This is a genomic window from Agrobacterium sp. AGB01, assembly GCF_014851585.1.
Taxonomy (GTDB): Bacteria; Pseudomonadota; Alphaproteobacteria; order Rhizobiales; family Rhizobiaceae; genus Agrobacterium.
This window is the reverse complement of the sequence record NZ_JACVAB010000003.1, coordinates 61,298-87,753: the sequence shown is the minus strand read 5'-3', so window position 1 is coordinate 87,753 and position 26,456 is coordinate 61,298. Positions and strand designations below refer to the sequence as shown.

General features: G+C 57.1%; 23 protein-coding genes. 10 read left to right on the top strand and 13 right to left on the bottom strand.

The annotated features are described in order from the left end of the window. Positions 1-79: 79 nt before the first annotated feature. From IB237_RS12220 to IB237_RS12180, 9 genes are all read right to left on the bottom strand, one after another. Complete coding sequence (locus IB237_RS12220) at positions 80-874, bottom strand: ABC transporter ATP-binding protein (RefSeq protein WP_192488957.1); 795 nt, start codon at positions 872-874, stop codon at positions 80-82. Beyond that, the gene (gene fhuB, locus IB237_RS12215) at positions 871-2,841 is read right to left on the bottom strand and encodes a Fe(3+)-hydroxamate ABC transporter permease FhuB (RefSeq protein WP_192488956.1); all 1,971 of its coding nucleotides are present in this window, start codon (positions 2,839-2,841) and stop codon (positions 871-873) included. The genes IB237_RS12220 and fhuB overlap by 4 nt, the downstream gene beginning before the upstream one ends. Then, positions 2,838-3,731, bottom strand: coding sequence for an ABC transporter substrate-binding protein (locus tag IB237_RS12210; RefSeq protein WP_210323929.1), 894 nt, complete (start codon positions 3,729-3,731; stop codon positions 2,838-2,840). Before IB237_RS12210 ends, fhuB begins: the two co-directional genes overlap by 4 nt. Beyond that, entirely contained in the window at positions 3,725-5,869 is a 2,145-nt protein-coding gene (locus IB237_RS12205; RefSeq protein WP_210323928.1) for a TonB-dependent siderophore receptor, read from the bottom strand. Before IB237_RS12205 ends, IB237_RS12210 begins: the two co-directional genes overlap by 7 nt. A 41-nt stretch (positions 5,870-5,910) precedes the next feature. After that, the gene (locus IB237_RS12200) at positions 5,911-6,834 is read right to left on the bottom strand and encodes a helix-turn-helix domain-containing protein (protein ID WP_192488955.1); all 924 of its coding nucleotides are present in this window, start codon (positions 6,832-6,834) and stop codon (positions 5,911-5,913) included. 273 nt (positions 6,835-7,107) lie between these two features. Then, a complete protein-coding gene (nagA, locus tag IB237_RS12195; RefSeq protein ID WP_371815325.1) occupies positions 7,108-8,268 on the bottom strand; it encodes an N-acetylglucosamine-6-phosphate deacetylase in 1,161 nt (386 codons plus the stop codon). Further along, positions 8,265-9,287, bottom strand: coding sequence for an SIS domain-containing protein (locus IB237_RS12190; RefSeq protein WP_192488953.1), 1,023 nt, complete (start codon positions 9,285-9,287; stop codon positions 8,265-8,267). Before IB237_RS12190 ends, nagA begins: the two co-directional genes overlap by 4 nt. 34 nt (positions 9,288-9,321) lie before the next feature. Then, on the bottom strand, positions 9,322-10,086 hold the full coding sequence (locus IB237_RS12185; protein WP_192488952.1) for a GntR family transcriptional regulator: 765 nt from the start codon (positions 10,084-10,086) through the stop codon (positions 9,322-9,324). Continuing rightward, positions 10,083-10,970 carry an N-acetylglucosamine kinase gene (locus IB237_RS12180; RefSeq protein WP_192488951.1) on the bottom strand — a complete coding sequence of 296 codons (888 nt, stop codon included), beginning with the start codon at positions 10,968-10,970 and terminating at the stop codon, positions 10,083-10,085. The genes IB237_RS12185 and IB237_RS12180 overlap by 4 nt, the downstream gene beginning before the upstream one ends. 208 nt (positions 10,971-11,178) lie before the next feature. Here IB237_RS12180 and IB237_RS12175 point away from each other — a divergent pair, with 208 nt between their 5' ends. From IB237_RS12175 to IB237_RS12145, 7 genes are all read left to right on the top strand, one after another. Then, positions 11,179-12,072: an N-acetylmuramic acid 6-phosphate etherase gene (locus IB237_RS12175; RefSeq protein ID WP_192488950.1), complete on the top strand. Its 894-nt coding sequence runs from the start codon at positions 11,179-11,181 to the stop codon at positions 12,070-12,072. 61 nt (positions 12,073-12,133) lie between these two features. Next, complete coding sequence (locus IB237_RS12170) at positions 12,134-13,393, top strand: ABC transporter substrate-binding protein (protein WP_192488949.1); 1,260 nt, start codon at positions 12,134-12,136, stop codon at positions 13,391-13,393. A 151-nt stretch (positions 13,394-13,544) separates the two neighbouring features. Continuing rightward, positions 13,545-14,480, top strand: a complete 936-nt coding sequence (locus IB237_RS12165) for a carbohydrate ABC transporter permease (RefSeq protein ID WP_371815308.1) — start codon at positions 13,545-13,547, stop codon at positions 14,478-14,480. Positions 14,481-14,490: 10 nt separating this feature from the next. Next, positions 14,491-15,330: a carbohydrate ABC transporter permease gene (locus IB237_RS12160; RefSeq protein WP_192488947.1), complete on the top strand. Its 840-nt coding sequence runs from the start codon at positions 14,491-14,493 to the stop codon at positions 15,328-15,330. After that, the gene (locus tag IB237_RS12155) at positions 15,327-16,385 is read left to right on the top strand and encodes a Gfo/Idh/MocA family protein (protein WP_192488946.1); all 1,059 of its coding nucleotides are present in this window, start codon (positions 15,327-15,329) and stop codon (positions 16,383-16,385) included. The genes IB237_RS12160 and IB237_RS12155 overlap by 4 nt, the downstream gene beginning before the upstream one ends. Positions 16,386-16,400: 15 nt before the next feature. Further along, the gene (locus IB237_RS12150; protein ID WP_192488945.1) at positions 16,401-17,402 is read left to right on the top strand and encodes an ABC transporter ATP-binding protein; all 1,002 of its coding nucleotides are present in this window, start codon (positions 16,401-16,403) and stop codon (positions 17,400-17,402) included. After that, a complete protein-coding gene (locus IB237_RS12145) occupies positions 17,399-18,121 on the top strand; it encodes a copper homeostasis protein CutC (protein ID WP_192488944.1) in 723 nt (240 codons plus the stop codon). Before IB237_RS12150 ends, IB237_RS12145 begins: the two co-directional genes overlap by 4 nt. 68 nt (positions 18,122-18,189) lie before the next feature. Here IB237_RS12145 and IB237_RS12140 read toward each other — a convergent pair whose 3' ends face one another. The 4 genes from IB237_RS12140 to phnD are packed head-to-tail and all read right to left on the bottom strand — an operon-like array spanning position 18,190 to position 23,305. Further along, positions 18,190-19,329 (bottom strand): ABC transporter substrate-binding protein, encoded by a 1,140-nt coding sequence (locus tag IB237_RS12140; protein ID WP_192488943.1) that lies wholly within the window; start codon positions 19,327-19,329, stop codon positions 18,190-18,192. A gap of 35 nt (positions 19,330-19,364) precedes the next feature. Continuing rightward, positions 19,365-20,465 (bottom strand): ABC transporter ATP-binding protein, encoded by a 1,101-nt coding sequence (locus IB237_RS12135; protein ID WP_192488942.1) that lies wholly within the window; start codon positions 20,463-20,465, stop codon positions 19,365-19,367. Next, positions 20,465-22,303, bottom strand: coding sequence for an iron ABC transporter permease (locus IB237_RS12130; protein ID WP_192488941.1), 1,839 nt, complete (start codon positions 22,301-22,303; stop codon positions 20,465-20,467). The genes IB237_RS12135 and IB237_RS12130 overlap by 1 nt, the downstream gene beginning before the upstream one ends. Before the next feature lie 39 nt (positions 22,304-22,342). Further along, a complete protein-coding gene (phnD, locus tag IB237_RS12125) occupies positions 22,343-23,305 on the bottom strand; it encodes a phosphate/phosphite/phosphonate ABC transporter substrate-binding protein (RefSeq protein ID WP_192488940.1) in 963 nt (320 codons plus the stop codon). A gap of 97 nt (positions 23,306-23,402) precedes the next feature. Here phnD and IB237_RS12120 point away from each other — a divergent pair, with 97 nt between their 5' ends. Genes IB237_RS12120 through IB237_RS12110 form a run of 3 tightly spaced genes read left to right on the top strand, consistent with a single transcriptional unit; the run spans position 23,403 to position 26,456 of the window. Further along, positions 23,403-24,083, top strand: coding sequence for a response regulator transcription factor (locus IB237_RS12120; RefSeq protein ID WP_192488939.1), 681 nt, complete (start codon positions 23,403-23,405; stop codon positions 24,081-24,083). Then, a complete protein-coding gene (locus IB237_RS12115) occupies positions 24,083-25,480 on the top strand; it encodes a sensor histidine kinase (protein ID WP_192488938.1) in 1,398 nt (465 codons plus the stop codon). The genes IB237_RS12120 and IB237_RS12115 overlap by 1 nt, the downstream gene beginning before the upstream one ends. Beyond that, entirely contained in the window at positions 25,473-26,456 is a 984-nt protein-coding gene (locus IB237_RS12110; RefSeq protein ID WP_192488937.1) for an ABC transporter substrate-binding protein, read from the top strand. Before IB237_RS12115 ends, IB237_RS12110 begins: the two co-directional genes overlap by 8 nt.

Sequence of the window (26,456 nt, the reverse complement as noted above, 5' to 3'; positions counted from 1 at the left end):
TCACTGAAGCCATCTCCCAATCCCCAAGGATTGGGCTGAAAGCTTGCCGTTTGACAGGTTTTGGATAGATGGGAGGCCCCTAGGGCGTTTCTTTGCATATCCGCTGATTGCGCGGAAGGGCGAAGACATCACCGTCCTGCAAAGCCACCGTCATAGGCAGTCCATAAACCTGCATCAGTGCGTCCGGGGTCATGAGGTGTGAGATGGGGCCGTTGAGCAGCAGCTTGCCCCCACCAAGTGCCACGACACGGTCGCAGTAGCGGGCGGCCATGTTGACATCATGCAGCACGATAACGGCCGAGAGCCCCGTTTCGCGGCACATATCGTGCACCAGTCCGAGGACCTCCACCTGATGCGCCACATCCAGCGCGGAGATCGGTTCGTCGAGCAGCAAGGTACCTGCGCCCTGCGCCAGCATCATGGCGATCCAGCCGCGCTGCCGCTCTCCGCCTGACAGCGTGTCGACCAGCCGTTCTGTCAGATGCGACACGCCGCATCGCGCGACGGCAGATGCGATGGCTTGTCTATCTTCCGATCTTAAGCGCCCCAGTGCACCACGCCAGGGGTACCGGCCGAGTGCAACGAGTTCGCCTAGCTGCATGCCTTCAGCTGGCGGCGTGACCTGTGGCAGATAGGCAAGGTCGCGGGCGAGCTCTTGTCGGCGCCAGTCGGTAAGCGCGCGCCCATGATAGGCGATGGAGCCGGCGGATGGGTATGCCTGTCCGGCAAGTAACCGGAGGAGCGTCGATTTGCCCGAGCCGTTGCGCCCGACGAGCGCGGTCACGACGCCCGGCTCAAGCTCAAGATCGAGCCCGTCGATCAATTGGCGGCCTGGGACGTTGTAGCTCACGCCGGACAAAGCGAAGAGGGTCATGCTTGGCCTTTCCTGAGAAGAAGAATGAACAGCCAAGGCACGCCGATGAGCGTTGCGAAAAGCCCGATAGGCAGTTCATAGGGATATGTGGCGGTGCGCGCGCCAAAGGCTGCAAGCACCATCAGCAGGGCCCCGAGCATCCAGCTGGCCAAGAGGAAAGACCGAGGGCGGACGAGGCCGGCACTGCGGGCGAGATGCGGCGCCATCAGGCCAACGAAACTGACAGGACCGACAAAGGTTGTGGCCGCCCCGGTCGCAAGTCCCGCAGTCATGATAAGGAGGAACTGAACACGCCGGACAGGAAGCCCAAGCGCCGATACCGTTTCTGTACCAAGCGGCAGCATTTCCAGCCAGCGTGCCGCAATGAGCGGGACTAAGAGCAGGGCAAGAGCCAGCGTTGCAAGTATTGTTGCCCCACCTGACGTGACCGAAGAAGTGCTGCCCGCCAGCCATCCGAGTATGGACCAGGCCTGAGGGCTGCTCGATGCCATGATCGCCATCAACACGGCAGAGGCCAGCGCTCCAATCGCCAGGCCGGCAAGCAGTATCCGGGCCGGTGCCATGTCCCGGCGCAGTACAAAGATTGAAAGGCTTACCAGGGCAAGCGTGCCGCCCGCAGCTGTTCCAAGCGCCAGTGCAAGGTCCGATGGTTCTGTGACCAGAAAGACCGTGGCGGCGTAGCCCAATGCGCCTCCTCCGGTGACACCCAGAACCTCGGGCGCAGCCATCGGATTGGCCGTCAATCGTTGCAGAACGGCACCCGAAATGGCAAGCAGCGCGCCGGCTGACGCGGCGGCGACCAGCACTGTCGCCCTGATCGGTAAAAACGTATCGCGCAGCGCGGAGGGCACGATATTCCAGCCTTCGGGACCACGTCCGGTAAACAGGCAGATAACGAAAGTGACGCCTGTCAGAAGGGTGATAATGCTCAAAAGCCGGACCGGATTGTCGGAGCGCGGCTGGGTGTGCCTGCCATCCTCGGCCGTCTGCGGTACGGTTGCCTGCATTCGGGGAAGAAGCCAGATCAGCAGCGGCCCGCCGATCAGTCCGGTCAATGCTCCGGTCGGCAGGGAAGGTCCGCCGAATGCGGCGACCAACAACAGGATGTTGTCGGTGAGCGACAGCAGCAGGGCTCCGGACACTGACGCAATTATCAGCCGTTGCAAAATGGTGCGGGCGCCGAGACTGCGGGCGATTGCCGGCGCCGCCAGTCCGACGAAGCCGACCAATCCCACCTCCGCTGAGACGAATGCCGAGAGAAGAACTGCCAGACACAGGGTCACCAAGCGCAGTCCCGCTACTTTCAAGCCGAGACCCCGGGCACCTTCCGCGCCGAGAGACATGACGGCCAGTGGCCGGGCGAGCAAAGCGGCGCCAACCAGCGCTGCGAGCAGGCATAGAAAAAGACGCAAGGCAGGAACAAAATCATTCTGTGTCAGCGCACCGCCGTTCCACAAAACCAGTGTCAGCAGGTAATGTCCTTGTGAGAGGGTGACTGCCATGGCAACTGCCGATGCAAGCATTCCCACCAGCATGCCGGTGATCGTGATTGTCACCGGCGCATAATTCCTTTGCGCACCGATCGTCATCACAAGAAGGGTTGCCACGGCCGCGCCACAGAGCCCGATCAGCAGATTGCCGCCAGCCAGCAAGCCGGGGGCAAATACCGTGGCCATAACGATGGCGAGTTGTGCGCCAGCGGCTGTACCCAATGTGGTCGGATCAGCCAGGGGATTACGCAGGACAGCCTGCATCAACGCGCCTGCCAATCCCAGCAGTGCACCGACAAGCAGGGCGACCGCCGCGCGGGGGACCAGACCGAAGGCCAGAAGGATTTGCTCAATCGTCATGTCGGTGGCATGCCAAGGCAGGGTCGGCCAGTTTGTGATGGGAAGGGCATTTAATGCAGTAAGAAACCAAAGACCGGCTGCGATGACGCTTCCGGTCGCCAGAGGCCATAGTCTCATCCCCTTTCCTCCAGCGATCGCGTCAGTTCTCGTGCGAACTGAAGTGCTGAAGGCATGCCGCCAAACCCGTTCATGTCGCCTATCCGTAAGACCCGACCGGCACGTACTGGCGGCACCGCATTCCATAACGCCGAGCGGGAAAGCCCGTTTTCTGTCTGGACGGGTATATCGCCCGTTATGACCAGCCAGGCATCGGGAAACTGCACAATGTTTTCCATCGGGACGGGAGCGGCGAATGAGAACCGGGTACCAGCTCCCCAGGCATTGCGTAGCCCGATTGCCTCGATCATGCCGCCAAACAGGCTGTCGGTGCCATAGACGCGGACATGACGCGGATCTCCGATCTCGATAAGGAGGAAGGGTCTGGAACTCCAGCTTTGAACGCGCCTGCTCAGAGATGCGATGGCGTCAGCGGCGGCGCGCTCTGTGTTTTGCCCGAGCTCGGGTAGATCCATCCGCTCCGACATGCTGGCTATCAGTTCCATTGCTTTCGGCAGGACTGGTTCACTTGGTACGAAGATCGACTGCGAAAAAACAGGCGCGATGCGCTCCAGTTTCGGTGCGAAGGTCGCGTAATAATTCGACGAGAGAATTAGGTCTGGTGCCACGAGGCTCAGCGCCTCGAGGTTTGGCGAACCGCGCAGGCCCAGATCCACGGTATCTAAGGGCACATGAGTGTCGAGAAGTCGCCGCAAACCGCGCAATTCGGCAATCGCCGCTGGTGGATGACCCAGCATGGCTGCGGTTTCGGCCATTGCCCAGTCAATTGCGGCAAGCCGTGGTCCGGATGATGAGCCTGCCGCAACAGCGTTCCGGGGAAGCAAGGCCAAAGCCATGCCCCCGAGAAGTGTGCGTCTGGTCAAATCGCCCGGGTGGGCACCATTCACCATTTATAGGTCAGGCTCGCCTGTATGTTGCGGCCGTTTCCGAAATAGGCCGAGTTGAGACCGATTGCCGAGATGTAGGCCTCGTCCGTGACGTTAGAGATGTTGAGACGTCCGACCAGACCGTTGTCCCACTTGTAGCTTGCGCCCAGGTCGAGAAGCGTTACAGCGTCCAGCTTCAGAGTGTTGGCATCGGAACTGAAGCGCGTGCCGATATGACGGACACCGGCACCGAGCGTCAGGCCTTCCAGCGCGCCATTGTTGATTGTGTGTGACAGCCAGATACTTGCGGCGTGGCGTGGGGTGTTCGCCAGCTCGTTGCCAGAGTTCAGACCTGCAAGGATCTCGGTCGTAGAATAGGTATAAGCACTCTTGACCGTCCAACCGTCTGCAATTTCTGCCGCGGCTTCCAGTTCAAGACCGCGAACCTGTGCCTCGCCGATCTGACGGATACCGGAGATCGTGGTGCCACCGATATCTTCAAACACCGTTGTGTTACGGTCGGTTTCCCGCAAGTCGTAGAGCGCAGCGGAAAACAGGCCGTCGAAGGCTGTGGGTTCGTATTTCACACCCACTTCCCACTGCTTGCCATGCGTTGGGTTCAGCGCGACATTCTCAATATCAACGCCAGGCTGGGGCAGGTACGAGGTGGAGTAGGAGACGTAGGTCGCGACGCCACTATCCCAGACATAACCCAGGCCAGCATGGCCGGTTGCCTGATGGTCGCGGCGGTCAAAATTCGTCGTGCCGCCGAAATTGGTCACGTTGGCACCGGACTGGTCTGTCCATTCCTGGCGCAAACCGAGTGTCGCACGCCAATTGCCAAGCGCCAATTCATCCAGTGCATAAAGGCCGACTTGCGTCGCGTCGACATTCTTGTTGGCCGTATACCATGGGGCCGCGATGCTCAGACCGCCATAGGTTGGGGAAAGATAATCGATGGCGCTGGAATAGGAAAAGCCGGTATAGGCCTTTTCCCGCAGCTTCTGGGCGTCGAGACCGAATACGAGGTTGTGTGTTACGTCACCGGTGTCAACTTCGCCGGAAAGACGGACATCAGCTGCAAGGGCGCTGAAGGACTCGTCCTGCGTGATGATGCCGCGTCCCACCGAGCTGCCGGTTGCGGGATCAAGGTACATGCTGTGATAGTTCCAGTCATGGTTCGTATAACGGAAGGTGCCGTTCAGCTTCCAGTTGTTTTCGAACTCATGCGTAATGCCGGCCGACAGGGTTCCCATGGTGCGGTCACTATCGTCGACGGAGTCGTCACCGAAGTAAAAATCGCGCAGATCCTTGTCGTTATAAACGCCCACGAAACTGTCCGGTACGCCGGTTGGCGTCATCGGCTTGTCTTTGTGCAGGCTGCCCATCAGTTCCAGTTCGGTTGCATCGCCCAGCGCATAGCTGGCGGAAAGTCCGAGATAGAGACGCTTGTTGTCGATCTCGTGGACATCAGTTCTTTCGTTGCTGACCTTACCGGTCAGGCGATAGGCGAAATCCTCGTTTACGACACGGTTCACATCTCCGAATGTCGAAAGGGAGCTGTTGGTGTCGAAACCAACGCCCACTTCGCTAAAATCGCCGTCGGCCTGGGCGCGCTTCTGGATGGAGTTGACCAGACCTGCGGGTGTGCCTGCACCGTAAAGAACCGATGCCGGGCCACGCAATATTTCAACGCGCTCAAGACCGTACAGCTCGAATGACGGCGCGCTGGTGGGGAACTGCGTTGAACGCATCAGGCGCAGGCCATCGAGAAACTTGTCGTTTTCCAGGTTGAAGCCGCGCAGATAGAGACTGTCGAAGCGCGGGTCACCGCCATAGTTCTCGGTGATCACGCCAGCGGAATATCGAAGGGCGGAGGCAAGGTTGGTGGCACCAATCGCATCGATCTGAGCGCGGGGCACGACCGAAACGGAGGACTGCGTCTCAAGGATCGTACGGCTCGTCTTGCTGGTTGCTGCAATCTTTGCAACACTGCTTTCCAATGGGGCTGTGGGGTTTTCGCCGCCCGTGACGTTGATCACGCCCAGAAACGTCGAGCGAGTGCCGTTCTGCTCATCTTGCGCAAAGGCGGAGACGGAAAGCAACGCGGAAAGGCTGACGCCCAGCATGAGAGATGCGGTCGATTTGGTGTGCAACATCATGATACCCCCAAAGAAAATATCATGAGCGTCTAACTCCACTATTAAATAATGTCTTGAACAGGGCTGTTGCGTTTTGAACAAGGCTTTGGAAATCGCTCACGTCTCCAGCGCGATGGCGGTTGGCCGTATTTCGCACGAAACACGCGTGATAGATGGGCCTGATCGGAAAAACCGGTGGCGTGAGCGATCTCTGCGAAAGACATGGAAGTTTCCGCCACCATTTCGCAGGCTGTTTCCAGCCTTAAACGCGCCTGCCAGCGCTGCGGTGTCTCTCCATGTTGCGTGCTGAAGCAATGGGCAAACCAGCTCGGAGAAAGGCCCGCAACGGTGGCCATTTCTGCGACGGTGACTTGGCGCGTCATGTTTTCCTGAAGAAAGCGCTTGAGTGCTGAAAGTTTGTGGGGTGTGAGATTGCCGGGAGCTGGGGCGATGACATCGGTTGCCGTGGTGAAAATTTCCCCCAGCGCTGCTCTGAACAGGCCATCAAGCATCATGTCGCCACGGCTTGGTTGGCGCACTTCCTTTGCCGCCATCCGGCCGATCGTCGCCAGAACGTCATTCGAACCGATAAATCTCGGTTTTGTCAGGTCGCCGTTGATGCCTGCGGCACCTAGGCGCGCATGAAGCGTCGACGTCTCGAAATGAAAATCGATATGGCTGAAATCCTGGGCCGTTTCCAGCCGGCTCCATAAAGGCACACCCGCTGGAATATAAAACGCGCCCACGCCGCGTTTTTCATCGGCATCTTTCTTTGTCGTTAGAGAATGGGCTGGGATGTCGTCATCCAGCATTATGACGATGCGTGGATCCGGAGACACGTAGAAGCCGCCAGCTCCTGCCTTGCCGCGGATGGACCATACATCGGCAATTGTGCCGGCAAAGCGTCGCCATGAAAGCGGTTCCAACGTTCGCAGAGAATGAACATTGGTCTGCATTTTTGGTGTGAACTCTGCTTTGGTATGCATCAAGGCTTCCACAGACAACTTAATAAACTATACTAATATACTCATCTATTGTTCTGCGTCCATAGTTAGACTGACGTCGGGTCACGTTTTCGGATTACGTCTGCCATTTGGAGATCGTCATCGGGTTTGGAGACACTGGCTTTGGTGAGTGGTCGATTGATGAAGCTGAGCGCGGAACCACGTGCGGCATAAGGGTGCGTCAGACACGAATAATCGTGCCGAAACGTAGAACGCAGTAACGCATCGAGATCGACCTCGAGGTCGATGTTGTCGTCAGGCGGTATAGACCTGTTCGCCGCCGATCCAGGTGTGTCGCAACTGGTGGTCTTTGCTCAGCACAACAAAATCGGCATCATATCCGCTCATCAATCGGCCTTTCCGGTCCGCCACATGGGCGGCTTTTGCCGGGTAAAGACTGGCCATCCGTACTGCTTCTTCGAATTCGAGGCCCAGTTTCCGATGAACGTAGAGAACCGATGACAGCATATCGATGTCTGCACCGGCGAGCGTGCCATCTGCTAGCGTCAGGCGTCCATCCTTGCGGAAAATCTGACGCCCGTTGAGTGTCAGGCCAGTTAAATCCGTGCCGATGCTCGACATCGCGTCGGTCACGAGGAAAACCCGTCCGGGTCCACGCTTGGCGCGTAGAGCAAGATCAATCACTGCGGGATGAACGTGAAAACCATCGGCGATAATGCCGGTGGAAAGGTCTCCGAGATCAAGCGTTGCACCCACCAGGCCCGGTGCGCGGTTTTCGATCTGGCTCATGGCGTTGAACAGATGGGTCACGGTCTGTGCCCCCGCCGCGACATAATCCTTCACAATGTCATAGGTCGCGTTGGTATGCCCGAGACTGACAATGAAACCGCTATTGGCAAGTGCACGAACCTGTTCTTGCGTGGAGTTTTCCGGTGCGATCGTAATCATCAAGGCGTCGAAACTGCCACCGATCGCCAGAAGGCGTTGCAGGTCGGTGTCTTCCATCGGCCTGATCAGCTCCGGATGGTGTGTGCCTTTGCGCACAACGGAAAGATGCGGTCCTTCCAGATGCAGCCCCAGAAATCCGGGAACCTTTTCAGCCTTCGCTTTTAAACCGGCTTCGATGGCCGACGCGGTTATCTCCGGTGTGTCGGTTATCAACGTTGGCAGCAGGGCCGTTGTGCCGAACTTTGCATGGGCGGCACAAATCTGGCGAATGCCATCGACCGAGCGCTCGTCATTCAACATCACACCGCCGCCGCCATTGACCTGAAGGTCAATGAAGCCCGGCACAATGATCAAGCCTGCCGCATCCACCAGCCGTGTGTCGGCGGGAATGTCATTCTTTATCAGCAGACCGGCAACCTTGCCGTCATTGATCAGTAAGCATTTGTCCTGGTGCCAGTCATGCCCGTCGAAAATCCGTGCATTCGTCAGTGCAGTTGCCATGGTCAGTGGGTCTCCGTCACTTTTTTAAGCGCTGCAGGCGCATCCGGATTAAACCCACGAGCGCGCGACCATGATTCAACAAATCCATAAAACGGTACGATCAGCGCAAGGGCATCAGTGAAGGGATGGCCGGTTTCAATAAACGGCAAACGCCGTGCGTGAGCAGCGCCATCGGCAGAGATGAAAGCCAGTGCGCCCTTTTCAGCAAGACCATCCGCAGTTGCTAGAACAGAGGAAAGGGCAGCGTCGCGTGCCGCGAATGTCACGACCGGGAAACGGCGGTCAACAAGTGCGATCGGGCCGTGCAAAACCTCGGCGCTGGAATAGGCCTCGGCATGCATTTCCGATGTTTCCTTGAACTTCAGGGCTGCTTCACTCGCAATCGCCAGCGAGGGGCCTCTGCCAAGCATGTAAAGTGATTCAGCTTCACCAAGCTCATTGGCAAGCTCGTGCCAATCCAGCTCAACAGCCTGTGTGAGCTTTTCTGGAAGCTGCCGGATCGACTTTTGAAGTTCGGTGTCGAGTGTCCATTCCGAGAGTACGGCCAGGCCGGCCAGCACTGAGTTGAAAAAGGACTTGGTGGCGGCGACCGCAAGTTCCGGACCCGCATTGATATCAACCGGATGGGCACATGCGTCGGAAAGCGGTGACGGTTTGGTGTTGGTCAGTGAAATCGTCAGCGCACCGGATTGTGCTGCTGACCGGGCGAGTGCGACGATGTCAGGGCTTTTTCCCGATTGGGAAATGGATATTGCCGCCGCACGATCAAGCTTCAGCGACTTGCCATAAATCGAAGCAAGCGAAGGACCAATCGATGCCACTGCGCGACCAGCCTGCTGCTCGATGGCATATTTGAGGAAATGTGCGGCGTGATCGGACGAGCCGCGTGCAATGGTAATGAGGAAATCTGGATCCCTTTCGCGCAGTGCTTTGCCGGTGGCCTGCAGCACGCCATGCGACTGTGTGAGCAGTCGTTCTGCTGCTTCTGGAATTTCATTGATTTCACGTCGCATATTTGTCGGCATATCTATTCTTCCTTGTCACATTTACCGAATTTGATCAGCCGTCCGTCAGCGTCATCTCCGCGACGAAATCATAGGCATCGCCGCGATAAAGCGAGCGGGTCAGTTCCACGACCCGGCCGGAGTCGAGGTAGGATATTCGTTCGATTGCAAGACCAGCCGACCCTTCGGGAACGGCGAGCAGTGCTGCATCCTCACGATTGACGTTGCACGCCGAAATCCGCTGGACGGCACGCACAGGGCTGTAACCGGTGCGGCGAAGTTCGGCATATAAGGATGCTTCGATGACTTTCGGTTCCGGCAATATGTCGGATGCGAGGCTGGCCCTCTCAATGGCAAGCGGTAATTCGTTGGCGATACGCAGTCGCTCCAGACGTGCAACCAGCATGCCGACCTTCAGGCCAAGCATCATCATCTCGTCCGGGGACGGGGAAAACAGACCGCGTCCCAGCCATTCGGAGCGCGTGACGTAACCGCGCCGTGCCATATCTTCGCTAAACGAGGTCAGTTGAGACAGTGGCTGCTGAAGCCGGGAAACCGGCCGCATGACGAATGTGCCTGAGCCGTGTTTGCGGGTCAAAAGGCCATCCTTCACCAGATCATCGACCGCCTTGCGCACAGTGACGCGGCTGACATTGGCAAATTCGGCAAGATCACGCTCTGGAGGAAGGGCCTGACCATGTGTCAGCCGACCGGACAAAATCGCATTTTCCAGGCATTGACGCAGTTTGATGTAAAGCGGGCCGCTGCCGCTCGCCTGCAAATCATCGGGAGAAAACAGGTCAGACAGCGCCAGGGTCATGCTGTATTCTCCGCGTGTTTTAAGAAAGTGTCTTTGGCAAGCGAGATTGCACCGTAGAGAGCGTCCTCTGCCGGTTGAACCAGACGTTGCTGATGTCTTTCTGCAAGGTATGGTGCATAAAGTGCCGACAATCCGCCCAGCAGGCAAAGCCTGCCGCCATTGGATATCTCGGCCACCCGATCAAGCGCCAGATCAATGGAACCAACAGATTGGCTGAGCAGCGCAAGCGCCGCTGTGTCTCCCTGCGCTGCGAATTCAAAAACACGCGGTGCGTAGCGACCAAAATCACCCGGAATTGCGCTTTGTGAAAAGGCAATCATTTTGCGTGGGTCATTGGAAAACTCGCCCATCAGCGCATGCGTCATCGGCGTGTGTTGTGCTATGCCGTCATAGGCGAGCAGTGTTTCCTGCAGCGCCATCTGCCCGAGCCTGCCACCGCTTCCCAGGTCGCCGAGATAATAACCCCAGCCGCCGATGTAACGAACGTCGGTGCCGATGCGGGCAATGTAGATCGTACCCGTTCCAAGAATGGCAATCGATCCGTCACCGTCGCCAAGTGCACCCTGAAGCGCAATGAGCCCGTCCGACTCGATAACTGACTCATAGAATGGCAGACGCGGCAGCACGTAGGAAACTGTGTTTTCAACATTATTACCAGCAAGACCGAGATATGTGCAGGCCTCTGTGATGAGTTCAGGCGCAAGGCCAGCATCGATAAATGCGGCTTGTGCAGCCTTGGTTATGTTTTGAATAGCGATATCAGGCGCGGTCATGATGTTGGATGCGCCGCTTTTGCCGCGTCCAAGAATTCTGCCAGTAGTGTCTGCGACCGCTGCCCGGCAACTCGTGCCGCCGCCGTCGACTCCCACGAGATATCGATGCATGAACTGTCTCCTCAATTGATAATACCAACAAAATACCAATTTCCAAGTGGCAGCTCGGTAATTTTCTGTTTTTCTTAAAAATCCAATCAAAATAGGCGATTATGGTTCGTTCGTTACGCGCCACTGGCCCAAAAATAAAAGAAAAATTAAAAGACGCTGGACAAGTGGTATTTTTTTGGCATTAAATCTGCTCATTGGGAGTTTCATAATGATTGCAGGCGGAACGGAAGGTTTGCAGGACAGGGCAAAGGGCCTCGACACCATGGTGTCGAGTGAGATCCTCTCCCTTCTGAGCGGAGGACAGCAGGATGCAGCGCGCGCAGTGGACGCGGCGCGGGATGATATTGCTGCGGCCTCGACGCTTGCCGCGGAAGCCATTTCGTCTGGCCACAAGCTTATCTATGCAGGCGCAGGAAGTTCTGGTCTGATGGCGCTGGCCGACGCGCTGGAATTGCCAGGGACATTCGGCATCAAGCGAGAGCAGATCGCCATATTGTTTGCTGGCGGCACAGCCAATCTGTCTGAAATGCCAGGTGGTCCCGAGGATGATGTTGAGCAAGGTCGCCTTGATGCTGAAGCGGTGATGGCAGCAGGAGATTGCGTTGTCATCATTTCTGCCAGTGGGTCGACGCCCTATGCGCTGGCCGTTGCGCAAGTCGCAAAGGAAAGAGGCGCGCGTATTGTGGGCATTGCCAACAATGCGGACGCGAAACTCTTCAGCCTGAGCGAGGTTGCTATTATGCTTAAAACCCCGCCGGAATTCGTGGCGGGTTCGACGCGCATGGGCGCTGGTACCGCACAGAAAATCGCTCTCAACATGTTTTCGACCTTGATGGCGATCCGGCTTGGTCACGTGCATGACGGCTACATGGTCAATCTGCGGGCCGACAACAAAAAGCTCATCGCACGTGCGGCAGGGATTGTTGCCGGCGTGACCGGGATTGAGACGGAAGAGGCTGGACGGCTGGTGGAAAAGGCGTCCGGCTCCGTCAAGGTTGCTATTCTGCTTGCCAAGGGGGCGGGCGACAAAAAATCAGCCGAAGATCTGCTTTCGCAAAGTGGCCAGAATGTCCGCCGTGCGCTCGCACTGATCGGCGGATAAGACGGAAAAATTATAGTTGCTGGACGCCAAGATGGCGTCACATCAAGAGGGAGAACGAACGATGACCCGTAATATCACCAAGGCTCTGCTGCTGGGAGCAAGCCTTCTCGGTTATGCCAATATTGCATTGGCGCAGGACGTAACGTTGACCATCGAAAGCTGGCGCAACGACGACCTCGCTATCTGGAAAGACAAGTTTATTCCGGCATTCGAGGCGAAGAACCCCGGCATCAAGGTGGTCTTTCAGCCCATGGCGCCAACGGAATATAACGCCGCGCTGAATGCCAAGCTGGAATCCGGTTCTGCCGGTGATCTCATCACCTGCCGTCCTTTCGATGCGTCGCTTGAACTGTTCAAGAAGGGCTATCTTGCTGACCTGACCAAGAATGGCGGTATGGAGAACTTCTCCGACGTCGCCAAGGCAGCATGGTCTACGGACGATGGTAGCCAGACCTTCTGCGTGCCGATGGCTTCGGTAATTCATGGCTTCATCTACAACAAGGACGCCTTCGACGAATTGAAGATCGAAGTGCCGAAGACCCAGGCCGAGTTCTTCGCTGCCCTCGACAAGATCAAGGCCGACGGCACCTATGTGCCTATGGCCATGGGTACGAAGGACCTTTGGGAAGCCGCAACCATGGGCTACCAGAACATTGGTCCGAACTACTGGAAGGGTGAAGAAGGCCGTCTGGCACTGATCAAGGGCGAGCAGAAGCTGACCGACGCCGACTGGGTCAAACCTTATGAGGTTCTGGCCAAGTGGAAGGACTACCTCGGCGACGGTTTTGAAGCCCAGACCTACCCTGACAGCCAGAACATGTTCACGCTGGGTCGCGCAGCGATTTTCCCGGCAGGTTCCTGGGAAATCTCCGGCTTCAACACGCAGGCACAGTTCAAGATGGGCGCATTCCCGCCGCCGGTCGAGAAGGAAGGCGACACCTGCTACATTTCTGACCACACCGACATCGGTATCGGTCTGAATGCAAAATCGGAACATGCTGCAGAAGCCACGAAGTTCCTCGAATGGGTTGCTTCGGCAGAGTTTGCCGATCTTTACGCCAATGCGCTGCCGGGCTTCTTCAGCCTGAACAAGACAGCCGTCAAGATGGCCGATCCGTTGGCGCAGGAATTCGTGTCATGGCGCGAAACCTGCAAGCCGACAATCCGCTCGACCTACCAGATCCTGTCGCGCGGTACGCCAAACCTGGAAAATGAAACCTGGGTTGAATCTGCAAACGTGATCAACGGTACCGACACGCCTGCTGTGGCCGCTGAAAAGCTGCAGAAGGGCCTCGACAGCTGGTACAAGCCAGCGAAGTAAGGGCATAATCCCTTGCCCAAGGCGTTTATAAGCGCCTTGGGCACTGACCGAAAATCACTATCGCTATAACGTCGATCCTGTATCGTTGCATCTGCACGATGGCGCGATCCATTTTCTTCATGCTAACCGGGCTGGTTCAATGAGCGCCGACATGACTTCAACCGATCAAAGGCCCAGCCGACGCCCCGTTCGTTGGCACATATTCCTGTTTATGCTGCCGGCCTTTCTCGTCTACACGGCGGTCATGATCGTGCCGCTTGGCAGCACGTTGTGGCTTTCCTTTTTCACTGAGGTGGATGGACAGAGGGTTTTTGTCGGGTTACAGAACTTCAGGACGTTGTTCGGTGAACCACGCTGGGCGGCCAGCTTCTGGAATGCGCTGACCAACAACACGATTTTTTTCATCATTCACATGTTGGTGCAAAATCCGATAGGCATCGCGCTGGCGGCCCTGCTGTCGATACCGAAGCTACGTTTTGCAGCGGTTTACCGCACCGCGATCTTCCTGCCGACGCTATTGTCCTTCGTTATCGTCGGTTTCATCTGGAAGCTGATCCTGTCGCCTTTGTGGGGCATCGCCCCTATGCTGCTTGATCTGGTTCATCTGAAGAGCCTGTTTGCACCGTGGCTTGGTCGCCCGAACTCGGCGCTGATTGCCGTGTCCCTGATCTCTGTCTGGCAATATGTCGGTATTCCAATGATGCTGATCTATGCAGCTTTGCTCAATATTCCTGACGAGGTGATCGAAGCAGCTGAAATGGATGGCATTACCGGCTGGAGCCAATTCTGGAAGATCAAGCTGCCGCTTATCCTGCCGGCCATCGGTATCATTTCGATCCTGACATTCGTCGGCAATTTTAACGCTTTCGACCTGGTTTACACCGTGCAAGGGGCGCTCGCCGGACCGGATGGTTCGACCGACATTCTCGGTACTCTGCTTTACCGCACGTTCTTCGGTTTCCAGCTTCAGCTCGGTGACCGCTCGATGGGCGCAACCATTGCAACCGTGATGTTCTTCATCATTCTCGCCGGCGTCAGCTTTTATCTTTTCGCCATTCAGCGTCGCATGCGTCGCTATCAATTTTAAGGAGCAAAGAATGTCGAAAGCACGATCTTCCTTTGCCCGTACGGCGTCCGCTCACGCAATCCTGCTGGCCTACACCGCGATTTCTCTGTTTCCGGTGGTGCTGACAATCATGAACTCGATGAAATCGCGAAATGCGATTTTCCGGGATCCGATGCAGCCACCGACACCTGCGACGTTTGACCTGGTCGGTTATACAACGGTGTTGGGGCAGGGCGATTTCGTCCAGTACATGCAGAACTCTCTCGTCGTCACAATCGGGGCGATTGCTCTCGTCCTGTTGTTTGGTGCGATGGCTGCTTTTGCGCTGTCGGAATACCGTTTCCGCGGCAATACCCTGCTGGGTCTCTATATGGCGCTCGGCATCATGATCCCGATCCGGCTTGGCACCATCGGTATCTTGCAGGGCATGGTCGCCACCGGACTGGTCAACACCAAAACGGCGCTCGTTCTCGTTTACACGGCGCAAGGCCTGCCGCTGGCAATCTTCATTTTGTCAGAGTTTATGCGCACGGTCTCTGACGATCTGAAAAATGCCGGACGTATCGATGGGCTTTCCGAATACCGGATATTCTTCCGGCTTGTCCTGCCGCTGATCCGCCCAGCCATGGCAACCGTTGCCGTCTTCACCATGATCCCAATCTGGAATGACCTCTGGTTTCCGCTGATTCTGGCGCCCAGCGAAGCCACCAAAACGATCACGCTAGGTGCGCAAATCTTCATCGGACAATTCGTGACCAACTGGAATGCAGTGCTGGCAGCGCTTTCGTTGGCCATTGCGCCAGTACTTGTCCTTTATACCATCTTCTCGCGGCAGCTTATCCGCGGCATTACGGCAGGAGCAGTGAAATGAGCGCGCAGCCACTTAGGGTTCTCGTGGCCGGTCTCGGCAATATGGGCTTGAGCCATGCCCTGGCTTATGCGGCCAATCCGGGTTTTGAGATTGTCGGCCTCGTCAATCGCTCAACGCCTGAGTTGCCTGCAGCCCTCGCGGGACGTGAGATATTGCCATCTTTCGATGAGGCACTGAGCGAACTGAAGCCGGACCTATGTTCGATCAACACCTACTCGGATAGCCATGCCAAATTTGCCATTCAGGCAATGGAAGCAGGCTCGCATGTCTTCGTGGAAAAACCCTTGGCAACCACCGTCGCAGATGCTGAGCGCGTTGTTGCCTGTGCCCGTGCCAACGGCCGCAAGCTGGTCGTAGGTTATATTCTACGTCACCATCCATCCTGGGTGAAATTGATCGCGCTCGCTCGCGATCTTGGCGGTCCATATGTGTTCCGCATGAACCTCAACCAGCAGTCATCAGGTCATACCTGGGCAACGCACAAGGCGCTAATGCAGACTACACCGCCAATCGTCGATTGTGGCGTGCATTATGTCGATGTGATGTGCCAGATCACCGATGCGAAGCCGGTGTCCGTTCGAGGCATGGGCTTGCGACTTTCCAATGAGATCGCCCCTGACATGTATAATTACGGCCACCTTCAGGTGATGTTCGAGGATGGTTCGATCGGCTGGTACGAGGCGGGCTGGGGACCGATGATCTCGGAGACGGCGTTTTTCGTGAAGGATGTGATGTCGCCGAATGGCTGCGTGTCCATCGTGATGGATCCGAATGCAAAGTCCGACGACATTGATACCCACACAAAGACGTCGACCATTCGCCTGCACAAGGCCGAAACCAGATCCGATGGTACATTTGCCGCTCCGGATCAGTTTCTGCAGATGGAGGGTGAACCGGGTCACCAGGAGTTGTGCGATCTGGAACAGGCCTATGTGTTGAAGGCCATCCGCGAGGACATTGATCTGGACCGCCACATGACCGACGCTGTGCAATCGCTTCGCATATGTCTTGCCGCAGACGAAAGTGTGCGAACCGGCCGAATGGTCGACCTTTGAATCTGGAGAATTGTTTTGGGTAAACTGACACTCAAATCTGTTGCGAAGTCCTTTGGTACGGTGGATGTGCTGAAAGGCATCAACCTCGAGGTCGACGACGGGGAATTCGTGATTTTTGTCGGACCTTCCGGCTGTGGCAAGTCCACGCTGTTGCGGACGATTGCGGGCTTGGAAGATATCACTGCTGGCGAAATCGTTATTGATGGTCGCGAAGTGTCCAACGTGCCGCCGGCCAAACGCGGCATCGCCATGGTCTTCCAGTCCTACGCGCTTTATCCGCATCTGACGGTCAAGGACAATATGGGACTTGGTCTCAAGCAGGCAGGAACGCCGAAGGCCGAAATTGAATCTCGTGTCGCTATGGCGTCGTCGCTTCTGTCGCTGGAACCCTACTTGGCCCGACGCCCGGCTGAACTGTCCGGAGGACAGCGACAACGTGTTGCCATTGGTCGCGCCATTGTGCGCGAACCGACATTGTTTCTGTTTGATGAACCGCTTTCCAACCTCGATGCGGCACTGCGCGTACAGACCCGTCTGGAAATTGCCCGGCTGCACCGGCGCCTCAAGGCAACAATGATCTATGTGACCCATGATCAGGTTGAGGCTATGACGCTGGCTGACAAGATCGTGGTGTTGAATGCTGGTCGCATCGAACAGATCGGTTCGCCGATGGAGCTTTTCAATCGTCCGGCCAACCTGTTTGTTGCTGGTTTTATCGGGTCGCCACAGATGAATTTCATCGACGCTGCCCGGTTGGGCGAGAGTGGTTATAAAACCCTCGGCATCAGACCGGAACATATGACCCTTTCACGTGAAAGCGGCACGTGGTCGGGCAAGGTCGTGCATGTCGAACACCTTGGTGCCGATACCATCGTTTATCTCGAAAGCGAGAGCATTGGCCTGTTGACCGTGCGCCTGTTCGGAGAACATGCCTACGAGCCTGACGATGTGGTCTATGCCTCTCCCAATGGCGGTGCGACGCATCGTTTTGGCGAAGACGGCAATGCCATCAGATGACAGACATTCTGCTGGAAGTCTGTGTCGATGACATTGCAGGCCTTCAAGCGGCGATTGAGGGTGGAGCGGATCGTATCGAGTTATGCAGTGCGCTCGACCTGGGCGGCATGACGCCTTCTGCCGGATTGATGACCTTTGCGGCACGCACTCCAGTACCGTGTTATGCGATGATCCGTCCACGGGCCGGAAACTTTGTCTATAGCCCTGACGAACTGGCTGTCATGGAGGATGATATCCGCTTTGCCGCGTCCTGCGGTCTTGCGGGTGTTGTTTTCGGCGTAAATTTGGCCGATGGCAGGCTGGACACTGAAGCGATGAAAAAACTGTCGAAAGCAGTTCCGGGCATGCCGCGAACCCTTCACCGTGCGTTCGATCTGGTTCCCGATCTGGAGGAAGCGCTTGAAATTGCTATTGCCTGCGGTTTCGAACGTATTTTGACGTCAGGTCGAGCAACGTCTGTTCCAAAGGGGCTGAGCGAGCTGCGAAAAATGATGGACATTGCCGATGGGCGTATCCGTATTATGCCCGGCGGCGGCGTCAATCTCGGCACTGTTGACGCAATACTGGAGACAGTTGCGGTCTCAGAGCTTCACTCATCCTGCTCGACCACAGTCGACATTACCGATCCCGCGGTGGTTGCATTCGGTTTTTCCGCCTCAACGGTCAGACGTACCGATGCGTCGGTTGTCCGTGCGTTAAAGCAAAGACTTACCCGCTAGAGCGGCCTATTCGTTTCGCCAAACGTAACGGCGATGCCCCACGCCAGCCATGGCGTGGGGCGTCGTTGTTATCGGGAATTACTCAGCCAGAAATCCTGCCAATCCTGCAGCTTGGCAAAGTCGTCCTGGGTGGTCTCGGAGTGGTTGACGTAGAGTAGGTCAACGAAGTTCGCGATGCCGGAGACTTCGCTTTCAGGCATCTTGGCCTCCGTGTTGGTGGAGATCTTTCCGTCACCGAGCTGCGGCGCCATGCCTTCTTCAGTCATCATGAACCGCGCGAAAAGCTTGGCAGCGTTCGGGCTTTTGGTTCCAGCGGCGATGACAGCAACGCGCGGTGTAAGCTGGCCGATCCAAGGCTTCATCTCCTTGCAGATGCCCATGCCATAACCGTCTTTCTTCGCATCACGGAAGATGGCTGCGCTGAGGAAACCAACAGGTGGCTTTTCTTCCTTGGCACCGACGATCGGGCCAACATCCGTATCGGTCTTGGTGACCTTCGGTTTGTTCTGGGCGAGGCGTTTGACCCACTCTGCCGTTGCACTTGCCTCATCGGTCTTCAGGTCTTCACCAAACTGCGCCTTGTAGGCTTCGCGCATCGCGTCGTCGCCATGGGTTGCCAGCTGGTTGAACCAGAACATCGTTTCATTGCGAAGCAATGGATCCGGAATGGCAACGCGGCCCTTCCATTCCTCTGTGGTCAGGGCCCACAGATTGTTAACCGGGCAGGTCTCACCGTTGACGTCGGTGTTGTAGGCAAAGACCCAAGGGTTGTTGCTGGTGATTGCTGGGCTCTGATATTCAGCCGGGATCTTATCCTTAAGATCAGGTGCCAACCAAGAAACACCGAAACCCTGCGGCAGGATCTGGCTTGCCACCGATGGCAAGTTGCTCATGTTGAAGACGTCAGTGCGGACGTTGCCAGCGGCGGCTTCGCGAGCGATAACCTGCTCCTGTTCCTGTCCGCTCATCTTAACGCCGGTTGCCTTCAGACCGTAGGTCTTCGAGAAATTCTCGGCCATCGAGACGATCTTGCCGGTGGCGTCGATGACGGTGATCGGCCCTTCTTTTTTGGCGGCCTCAATCAGCGCGTCCAGCGAATATTCGCTATCGGGAATGCCGATTTCCTTGACGTCCTGTGCCTGGGCGCTTGAAAGGCCCATTGCCAGAACGGAAATGCTAGCCAGCATGTAGATTGATGTTTTAGGCATAGTTTTCCTCCACTGCCTTTGATTTCGCATCCCCGTTAGCGGGCGATACGTTTCTTCTCCTGGTCGAACAGATGCAGGTGCTGTCGTTCGACCCAGAAATGGATGCGCTCGCCTGCGGCGATGTGCGGGTTTTCAGTTGCTATGGCGAAGAAGCTGGCTCCTTCGACGTCGAGTTCGACGATCCAGCTGCCGCCGGTCGGAACGACGTCAACGATGGTGCCTTGTCCGGCCGCGCAGCGGCTGGCCTCTTCATCAGACAGGACACCCACACGTGTGGCTTCCGGTCTGATGCCGGCCGAAGCGACGGCCGCACTGTCGATGCCGAAATGCGAGAGAACGCCATTCAGCCAGACATGCAACGGGCCGGTCTGACCCTCAGCTCTCTCAATGATGTTAATGGGAAGGCTGCCGACGAATTCGGCGACAAAGCGGTTGGCCGGACGCTCATAGATATCGTCAGGCGTGCCGATCTGCTGCAACTCTCCCTCACTCATAACAGCGATGGTGGTGGCGAGTGTCATTGCCTCCCACTGGTCATGGGTAACAAACACGATGGTTGAACCGGCTTCCGCGTGAATGCGCTTGAGCTCCGCACGCATTTCCAGACGCAGCTTGGCATCAAGGTTTGACAGCGGCTCGTCGAGCAGGATGATCGAAGGTTTCAACGCCAGCATGCGGGCCAGGGCAACGCGTTGTTGCTGACCGCCCGAAAGCTGTGCCGGGTACCGATCCGCATATCGTGCGATGCCCAGTTTCGTCATGACCTGATCAACGATGGCGTTGCGTTCGGCGGCCGGTATCGACCGTAATGTCAGGCCGAAGGCGACGTTGTCGCGGATCGTCATGTGCGGCCACAGCGCGTAGTTCTGGAAGACCAGTCCCATATTACGTTTTTCTGGAACGGTGAAAACGCCGTCACCAACGGAGACGATAGGCTTGCCATCCACGAGAATGCGACCGTCGGTGGGATGTTCAAGGCCTGCGATCATGCGCAGTGTCGTGGTTTTTCCGCAACCGGACGGGCCGAGCAGGCAAAGGAACTCGGATGCACCGATTTCCATGTTGAGATTGCCGATCGCGGCAGGCCCGCTGCGACCATAGCTTTTGCGAATGTTTTCTAGGGTAATGCTGGACATTATTTGCTTCCCATGCCGTCTGAGAGATTGGCCTTGCCGATTTTCTGGACGAGCATCGTGCCGGTGAAGGCGACGATGCAGAGCATCACAACCACTGCATTGGCAGCCTGGCTGTAGCCGTAATCGACGAGGCGGATTGCGTAGGTCGTGAGCAGATCTGTGCCTGGAACGGCAAGCACCACGACAAGACTGAGGCCCTTGATGCCGGATATAAAAGGCAGAAGGATTGCCGACACCAATGCGCCGCGCTGGATCGGTAGTACGATGGAGCGCATGCGGCGGAACCAGCCAGCACCGACGATCTGCCCGGCTTCCTCGGGTTCCTTGCCAAGCTGCATCATTGACGAGATGCCGGCGCGCGAGGCGAATGGCATCTGGTCTGCGAGAATGGCGAGGACAAGGATGATCGGCGTGCCGTAAAGTGCCGGCAGTGGTGGACGGGCAACGGCAAACATCGAGAGATAAGCCGCAGCGAACGCGATACCGGGCACGAGATAAGGCAGGAAGGTGATCTGCCGCAGCGCCACTGACACGAAGGGTACCGGTGAGCGAACCACGGCGTAACCGACCAGCAAGCCAAGCAGGCCCGCGCCAGTGGCGGCAAGGCCGACCATCCAGACCGTGTTCCACAGCGCCAGCCAGAATTCACCCGTCAGCAAGATACCCTGATGCAGTGCGGTTGTGCCAAGATTGGTGCCAATCCAGTAATCGAGCGTGAAGTTATCAAGACTGAACGAACCCGGCACGCGCATGACAGTCGTCAGCGTCAGGGCGACAAGCGGAATGGCTGCGCTGATGGCGAATACCGTGAATGCCCAGGTGAGTGCCGGAATTTGCCATTTGCCCAGCGGCGTCTGACGGACCATCGAGCCTTTCGAGCCAATGGTCACGAAACGTTTGGCTTCTCTCAAAAGCCGCATGTCGATGACGATGGAGATGGCCCCCAAAAGTACGATCATGCCAGCAAGCACGGCAGACGCACCGGCCTGGCTGGTGGAGATGGCGCGGAACAGCGAGGTTGCGAGCACATCGAAACCAACGGGGACACCGAGCACATAGGCAACGCCGAAATCACCGAGACATTTGGCGAAAATCAGCGTTGTTGCCGAGACCAGAGATGGCATCATCAGCGGCAGGATAATGCGGCGTGCGACAACGGTAGGGCTCGCACCGAGGCTACGCGCGGAATCTTCCAGCTGTGTGTCGAATTGCTTGAGCGCATTGCCAAACAGCAGGATGACGAAGGGTGCGTAATGAAGTGCCAAGATGAGCGAAATTGGTAGCGCACCATAGGCAAGCCAATCCGGCGGAGTGAAACCGAGTGTCTCCATCCAGCCGGGTTGACCACCGGTCGTGCGGTTCTTGAAAAGCGTCAGCCAGGCAAGTGCGAATGTCCAGGATGGCAACATGTAAGGCACGAGCAGCGCGGTGGAGAACCACTTCTTGCACATCAAATCCGTCCGGCTCAGCAGCCAGCCGATCGGCGCACCCACCAGAAATGCGATGATGATGGCTGCAGCCGAAATGATCGCGGTATGGGCAAGCGGCCACCAGAAGAGATCCCGCGAAATTGGCGAAAGAAGCACGCGGTTCAGGTAGTAGAGCGTCAAATCGCCCAGTTCCTGCCGGGTGCGTGCGAGATCGGCGAAATGCACCGTCACCGCATCGACCAACAGCAGCAGGACCGGGGCGAGGATAAGATAACCGAAGACGACCAGCAGCAGCAGCGCCAGTAACAGCGTCGGGTCCGCGCTGTTGACGCGCATGAGATAAAAAAGCCTTTTCCAGGCCGGTTGAGGGCGCAAAGGGTCCTCCGGCAAAGTTGTTTGCAGGGTCATGGGATCACTTTCTGGGGTTTGAACGGTGTTGTTCCGACGTCAGTCCGGTAAGGTGCCCACCGCGTCGGTCACCGCACGGACGGCTCGCCAAGCCTCGTCATATCGAACTGGCAAGAACTGCTCGTCGCCGTTGAAGGCGGCAGTCATTTCCGGCGGAAAACGGAATGAAAAGAAACATGCTTTCAGCTTGTCCGCGAGCACGGGATCAAGATCATGAGCATGGGTAAAGGCGGCGGTTGGAAATAGCGGGCTTTGATAGATGACCCGAATGGCCGCCTTATCAATTGCCCCGCGTTCCACCAGGCGCTGCAGGACGTCGGAGGCGACCGCTGCCATATCATAATCGCCCGACAGCACGCCCATTACCGATTTGTCGTGAGCGCCGGACATGATCGGGCGATAGTCGGTATCCGGCACAAGACCTTCGGCGGGAAATAGTGCGCGGGGCGCGAGGTTGCCGGAATTAGACGCGACAGCGATATGGGCGACACGTTTGCCCTTCAAGTCTACCAGATGTTGGTAAGGGGAATCTGCGCGTACAATTGCGACGAGGTGATAACCGCGAACCTCACCGTTTTGCCCTTTGGCGGCAAAAGGCACAGCGCCAGCCATGTTGACCGCCTCGACCGTCGGGCCAGTAGAAAAGCCAGCAAAATGCAGGCGGCCGGACCGCATCGCGACAATTTCCGCCGAGACGGATTGCACAGGGTAATAGACAATTTGCCGGTCAAGGCAGGTGGAAAGGTGTTTTGTGAACGGGCGGAACAACCGCGCATAAACCGCCGGATCCTCGATCGGTGCGAAGGCCCAGACGAGAGTATCGGGATTGCGCAGTTTTGACGGGTCGGTCGGTAGGTCGGCGACGAGGTCGCCATCGGCGTCGCAATAGGCCTGATCCAGCGCTGCGCGCTGATCGCACGGGGCTGCGCTTGCAACCGCCCTATCGGTCGACATGAAAGCAATCAGCATGCAGCCTGCCGCAAGGGCGCCGTTGTAATTCATTTTCTCCTCCCGAAGGATTTTACCGTCTCGCGTCGACAAAACCCTTGCTATAGGATGAAAGCTATACCGAATTTCCTGTCAGAGTCCTGTCAACCTTATGCGCATCCTTCTCATAGAAGATTCCGTCGACATTGCCGAAGCGATCGAATCCAAACTGACGCGGGCTGGACACCATATAACGTGGGCGCAGGATGGTATATCTGGCGAGGAGTTAGCGATCCATGGCGAATTTGATGTTGTGGTGCTTGATATCAACTTGCCGGGGCGGAGCGGTTTTGAGGTCATGGCGCATATGCGCGGCGGGAATTCACCGACCCCGGTGCTGGTGATTACGGCCAGAAATCAGCTGGATGACAAGATCAGCCTGCTTGATCTGGGCGCCGATGATTACATTGTCAAACCGTTTGACCTCGGTGAACTTGAGGCGCGGTTGAGGGCGGTCACGCGCCGCCACAAGGGGCTTGCCAAATCGGTAATCCGCATTGGCGGGCTGGAGATTGATCTGAATTCGCGGGCAGCCAGCGTGGATGGAAGCCCGCTGGAACTCGGGCGTCGCGAATTCGAGTTTCTTGAGGTGCTCGCCACGCAAGCCGGGAATACTGTCAGCAAGGACAAGCTTTATCTGAAACTGTTCGGGCATGATGATGTTGGCACACCCAATGCCGTTGAGTTGCTGGTGTCGCGTGTGCGTAAAAAGCTTGAAGCCGTTGATGTCGAGATCGTCACCCATCGTGGCGCGGGTTACATGCTGCGCAGCAAGACCGATGCGGTAAGCTGATGGCGCGATTGTCGATCGAGCGCCGTTTGCTTATCACAACTGTCTGTCTGTTCGTGGTGATTGGCAGTGTGCTTGCCCTGACGGTCCGCACCTATGCGCGGCGTGCAGCAGACGAGGCGTTTGACCGTGTGTTGACGGCCTCCGCACTCGCCATTGCCGACACTGTTGGTATCGAGGAAGGCGCCGTTACGGTCGATATTCCCTATTCCGCCTTTGCTATCCTCGGGACCTCGCGTCTCAATCGGGTGTTCTATAGGGTCACAGCGCCCGACGGCAGTCTGGTGACGGGCTCCCCTATTCTCGGCCTCGACATACCACTTGCCAATGAAGAGACCTTGCACCTGCATGATGCGGTCTATCGCGGCGATGCAGTGCGTATCGCTTCGGTACAGCGTTATCGCGCCGACACGGTGACGGGAACGGGCGGCTGGATCGGCGTGATGGTGGCTGAAACCCGCGAGGCGCGCCGAGAACTGGCCGGGCAATTGACCTTCAACGGGATGTTGCCAGCTGTCACTATTGCGCTGTTGGCCGGTGGTCTGATCCTCGTTTCGGTCCGTTCGGCCTTTTCGCCGCTTCGCCTTATCGAAAGTAATCTTCGGGCACGGCGTCCGTCCGATCTGAGCCGGATTGATCGGGAAGTTCCGGTGGAAGTGTCCGCGCTGGTCTCTGCTTTGAATGAGTTCATGGACCGCTTGGGCTCGGTTCTGGATGGAGTAAAACGTGTCACTGCGGATGCTGCGCACCAGTTGCGCACGCCACTGGCCGCTATTCAGGCGCAGGCCGAGGTGGGACTTGAAGAAGCGGAAGACCCGCAAACGCGTCGCCGTTTGTCGCGTATTCATCACAATGCGCGTGAAGCTGGGCTGCTGGCGAACATGTTGCTTTCCGAAGCAACAACACTGCACCGATTGGAAACTCAGGAACGCGAGATCGTCGATTTCGGCGATGCCATCAGAAATGCCTTGCAAATGCTGCGGGCAGAGAGCGCCTATACCAGCCAGATGCACTCCCTCACGCTCGTGACGCATGATGCTCCGGTCCCGGTTGAGGCGGAGCCGGTTGTGTTGCGTGAGATGGTTCGGAACGTCATCGAAAACGCCTTCATTCACGCGGCTGGTCCAACGACGGTGCAATTGGAGGCGGTGGATGGTTCGGCGACCTTACAGGTCATGGACCGTGGGCCGGGTATACCGGATGCGGAAAAGGGCAAGATTTTCCAGCGGTTTGTTCGCGGTGGTGCGCGACGGCCAGGGTCAGGCCTTGGCCTTGCCATTGCTAAGGATGTGGTCGTGGCCTTCGGCGGACGTATTTCCGTTGCGGACCGTGTCGGTGGTGGTCTTGTCGTCGAGGTCGTGCTGCCGATGAATGCTGGAGGCCAGGACCAAGATGTCTAACGTTGTTCATAGCGCGCTGTTTTGCCTGTTGTTGATTGGCAGTCTTGTACCAATGACCGTGCAGGCACAGGACAGAGCGGTCCGCATTGCCGGTGTCGTATCTGACGGACGGATTGCGCCTTTGATTGCACTGATCGAGAGCCGCTTGCCTGGAACGCAGCTGTCTTACGTCAGGCTTTCCTCTGCGCAGATTGCTGCCGAAGCAAAACGTGCCAACCCGCCATTTGACATTGCTCTGTTCTCTTCGCCGGATATTGCCGTCTCCGTCGCCAATGAGGGTTACGCAGCCGATAACGGCGCGGCTGTTATCGTTGCCGAAGAACAATGGCGTCATGAAGTTTTTGGTTTTTGGTCAGACCCCGCCGTGATGGTGTTGAGGCAGGACGCCTTTGCGGATCGTCTGCCGCGCACCCGTATCGAGCTGGTACGTGCCCTTGAACAGAATAGCGAGCAGTTCTCACGCCGTGTCGGCATCGTCAATATCGGGATAGATGATGTAAGCTACCTGCTGGCTTCGCAGGACTCCATTCGCACTTCGCTCTATTGGCGACTGATGCGCTCGTTCGGTGTTGCCAAGGCGCGAATTTACGACACGACAGACGATTTGCTGGAGGCGTTGCGGGCCGGTGAGATTGATGTTTTGTACAATGTGCCGCTGTCTGCCCTCTCAGCCAATGGTGCCTTGCCAGCGGGTGTGACGGTTGCCGTACCGCAAGACTACGTGCTTGCGGTGCCGTGGACTGTGCTAATGCCAAAAGGTGCAACAAACCTTCGTGATGCGCGCGCTGCCCTGCAAGTGCTGCACTCGGTTGACGCGAAGCCCGCTCTTGCCGAAGCCGGTTTCAGCTATCCCATCGATTTTACGTCGTTCGACAGTCTGCAGGGGATCGAGCTTGGGCCTGAACTTCTGGTGTTTCGCGATACGATCAAACGCAGCAAGTTTCTCGACATCTGGTTTCAGATGGTTGTGAATTGA

What these genes read in the sequence shown, in the direction of transcription:
- IB237_RS12220 (WP_192488957.1), bottom strand. Translation starts at nt 874, where the DNA reads ATGACCCTCTTCGCTTTGTCCGGCGTGAGCTACAACGTCCCAGGCCGC.
- fhuB (WP_192488956.1), bottom strand. Translation starts at nt 2,841, where the DNA reads ATGAGACTATGGCCTCTGGCGACCGGAAGCGTCATCGCAGCCGGTCTT.
- IB237_RS12210 (WP_210323929.1), bottom strand. Translation starts at nt 3,731, where the DNA reads ATGGTGAATGGTGCCCACCCGGGCGATTTGACCAGACGCACACTTCTC.
- IB237_RS12205 (WP_210323928.1), bottom strand. Translation starts at nt 5,869, where the DNA reads ATGATGTTGCACACCAAATCGACCGCATCTCTCATGCTGGGCGTCAGC.
- IB237_RS12200 (WP_192488955.1), bottom strand. Translation starts at nt 6,834, where the DNA reads ATGCATACCAAAGCAGAGTTCACACCAAAAATGCAGACCAATGTTCAT.
- IB237_RS12190 (WP_192488953.1), bottom strand. Translation starts at nt 9,287, where the DNA reads ATGCCGACAAATATGCGACGTGAAATCAATGAAATTCCAGAAGCAGCA.
- IB237_RS12185 (WP_192488952.1), bottom strand. Translation starts at nt 10,086, where the DNA reads ATGACCCTGGCGCTGTCTGACCTGTTTTCTCCCGATGATTTGCAGGCG.
- IB237_RS12180 (WP_192488951.1), bottom strand. Translation starts at nt 10,970, where the DNA reads ATGCATCGATATCTCGTGGGAGTCGACGGCGGCGGCACGAGTTGCCGG.
- IB237_RS12175 (WP_192488950.1), top strand. Translation starts at nt 11,179, where the DNA reads ATGATTGCAGGCGGAACGGAAGGTTTGCAGGACAGGGCAAAGGGCCTC.
- IB237_RS12170 (WP_192488949.1), top strand. Translation starts at nt 12,134, where the DNA reads ATGACCCGTAATATCACCAAGGCTCTGCTGCTGGGAGCAAGCCTTCTC.
- IB237_RS12165 (WP_371815308.1), top strand. Translation starts at nt 13,545, where the DNA reads ATGACTTCAACCGATCAAAGGCCCAGCCGACGCCCCGTTCGTTGGCAC.
- IB237_RS12160 (WP_192488947.1), top strand. Translation starts at nt 14,491, where the DNA reads ATGTCGAAAGCACGATCTTCCTTTGCCCGTACGGCGTCCGCTCACGCA.
- IB237_RS12155 (WP_192488946.1), top strand. Translation starts at nt 15,327, where the DNA reads ATGAGCGCGCAGCCACTTAGGGTTCTCGTGGCCGGTCTCGGCAATATG.
- IB237_RS12145 (WP_192488944.1), top strand. Translation starts at nt 17,399, where the DNA reads ATGACAGACATTCTGCTGGAAGTCTGTGTCGATGACATTGCAGGCCTT.
- IB237_RS12140 (WP_192488943.1), bottom strand. Translation starts at nt 19,329, where the DNA reads ATGCCTAAAACATCAATCTACATGCTGGCTAGCATTTCCGTTCTGGCA.
- IB237_RS12135 (WP_192488942.1), bottom strand. Translation starts at nt 20,465, where the DNA reads ATGTCCAGCATTACCCTAGAAAACATTCGCAAAAGCTATGGTCGCAGC.
- IB237_RS12130 (WP_192488941.1), bottom strand. Translation starts at nt 22,303, where the DNA reads ATGACCCTGCAAACAACTTTGCCGGAGGACCCTTTGCGCCCTCAACCG.
- phnD (WP_192488940.1), bottom strand. Translation starts at nt 23,305, where the DNA reads ATGAATTACAACGGCGCCCTTGCGGCAGGCTGCATGCTGATTGCTTTC.
- IB237_RS12120 (WP_192488939.1), top strand. Translation starts at nt 23,403, where the DNA reads ATGCGCATCCTTCTCATAGAAGATTCCGTCGACATTGCCGAAGCGATC.
- IB237_RS12115 (WP_192488938.1), top strand. Translation starts at nt 24,083, where the DNA reads ATGGCGCGATTGTCGATCGAGCGCCGTTTGCTTATCACAACTGTCTGT.
- IB237_RS12110 (WP_192488937.1), top strand. Translation starts at nt 25,473, where the DNA reads ATGTCTAACGTTGTTCATAGCGCGCTGTTTTGCCTGTTGTTGATTGGC.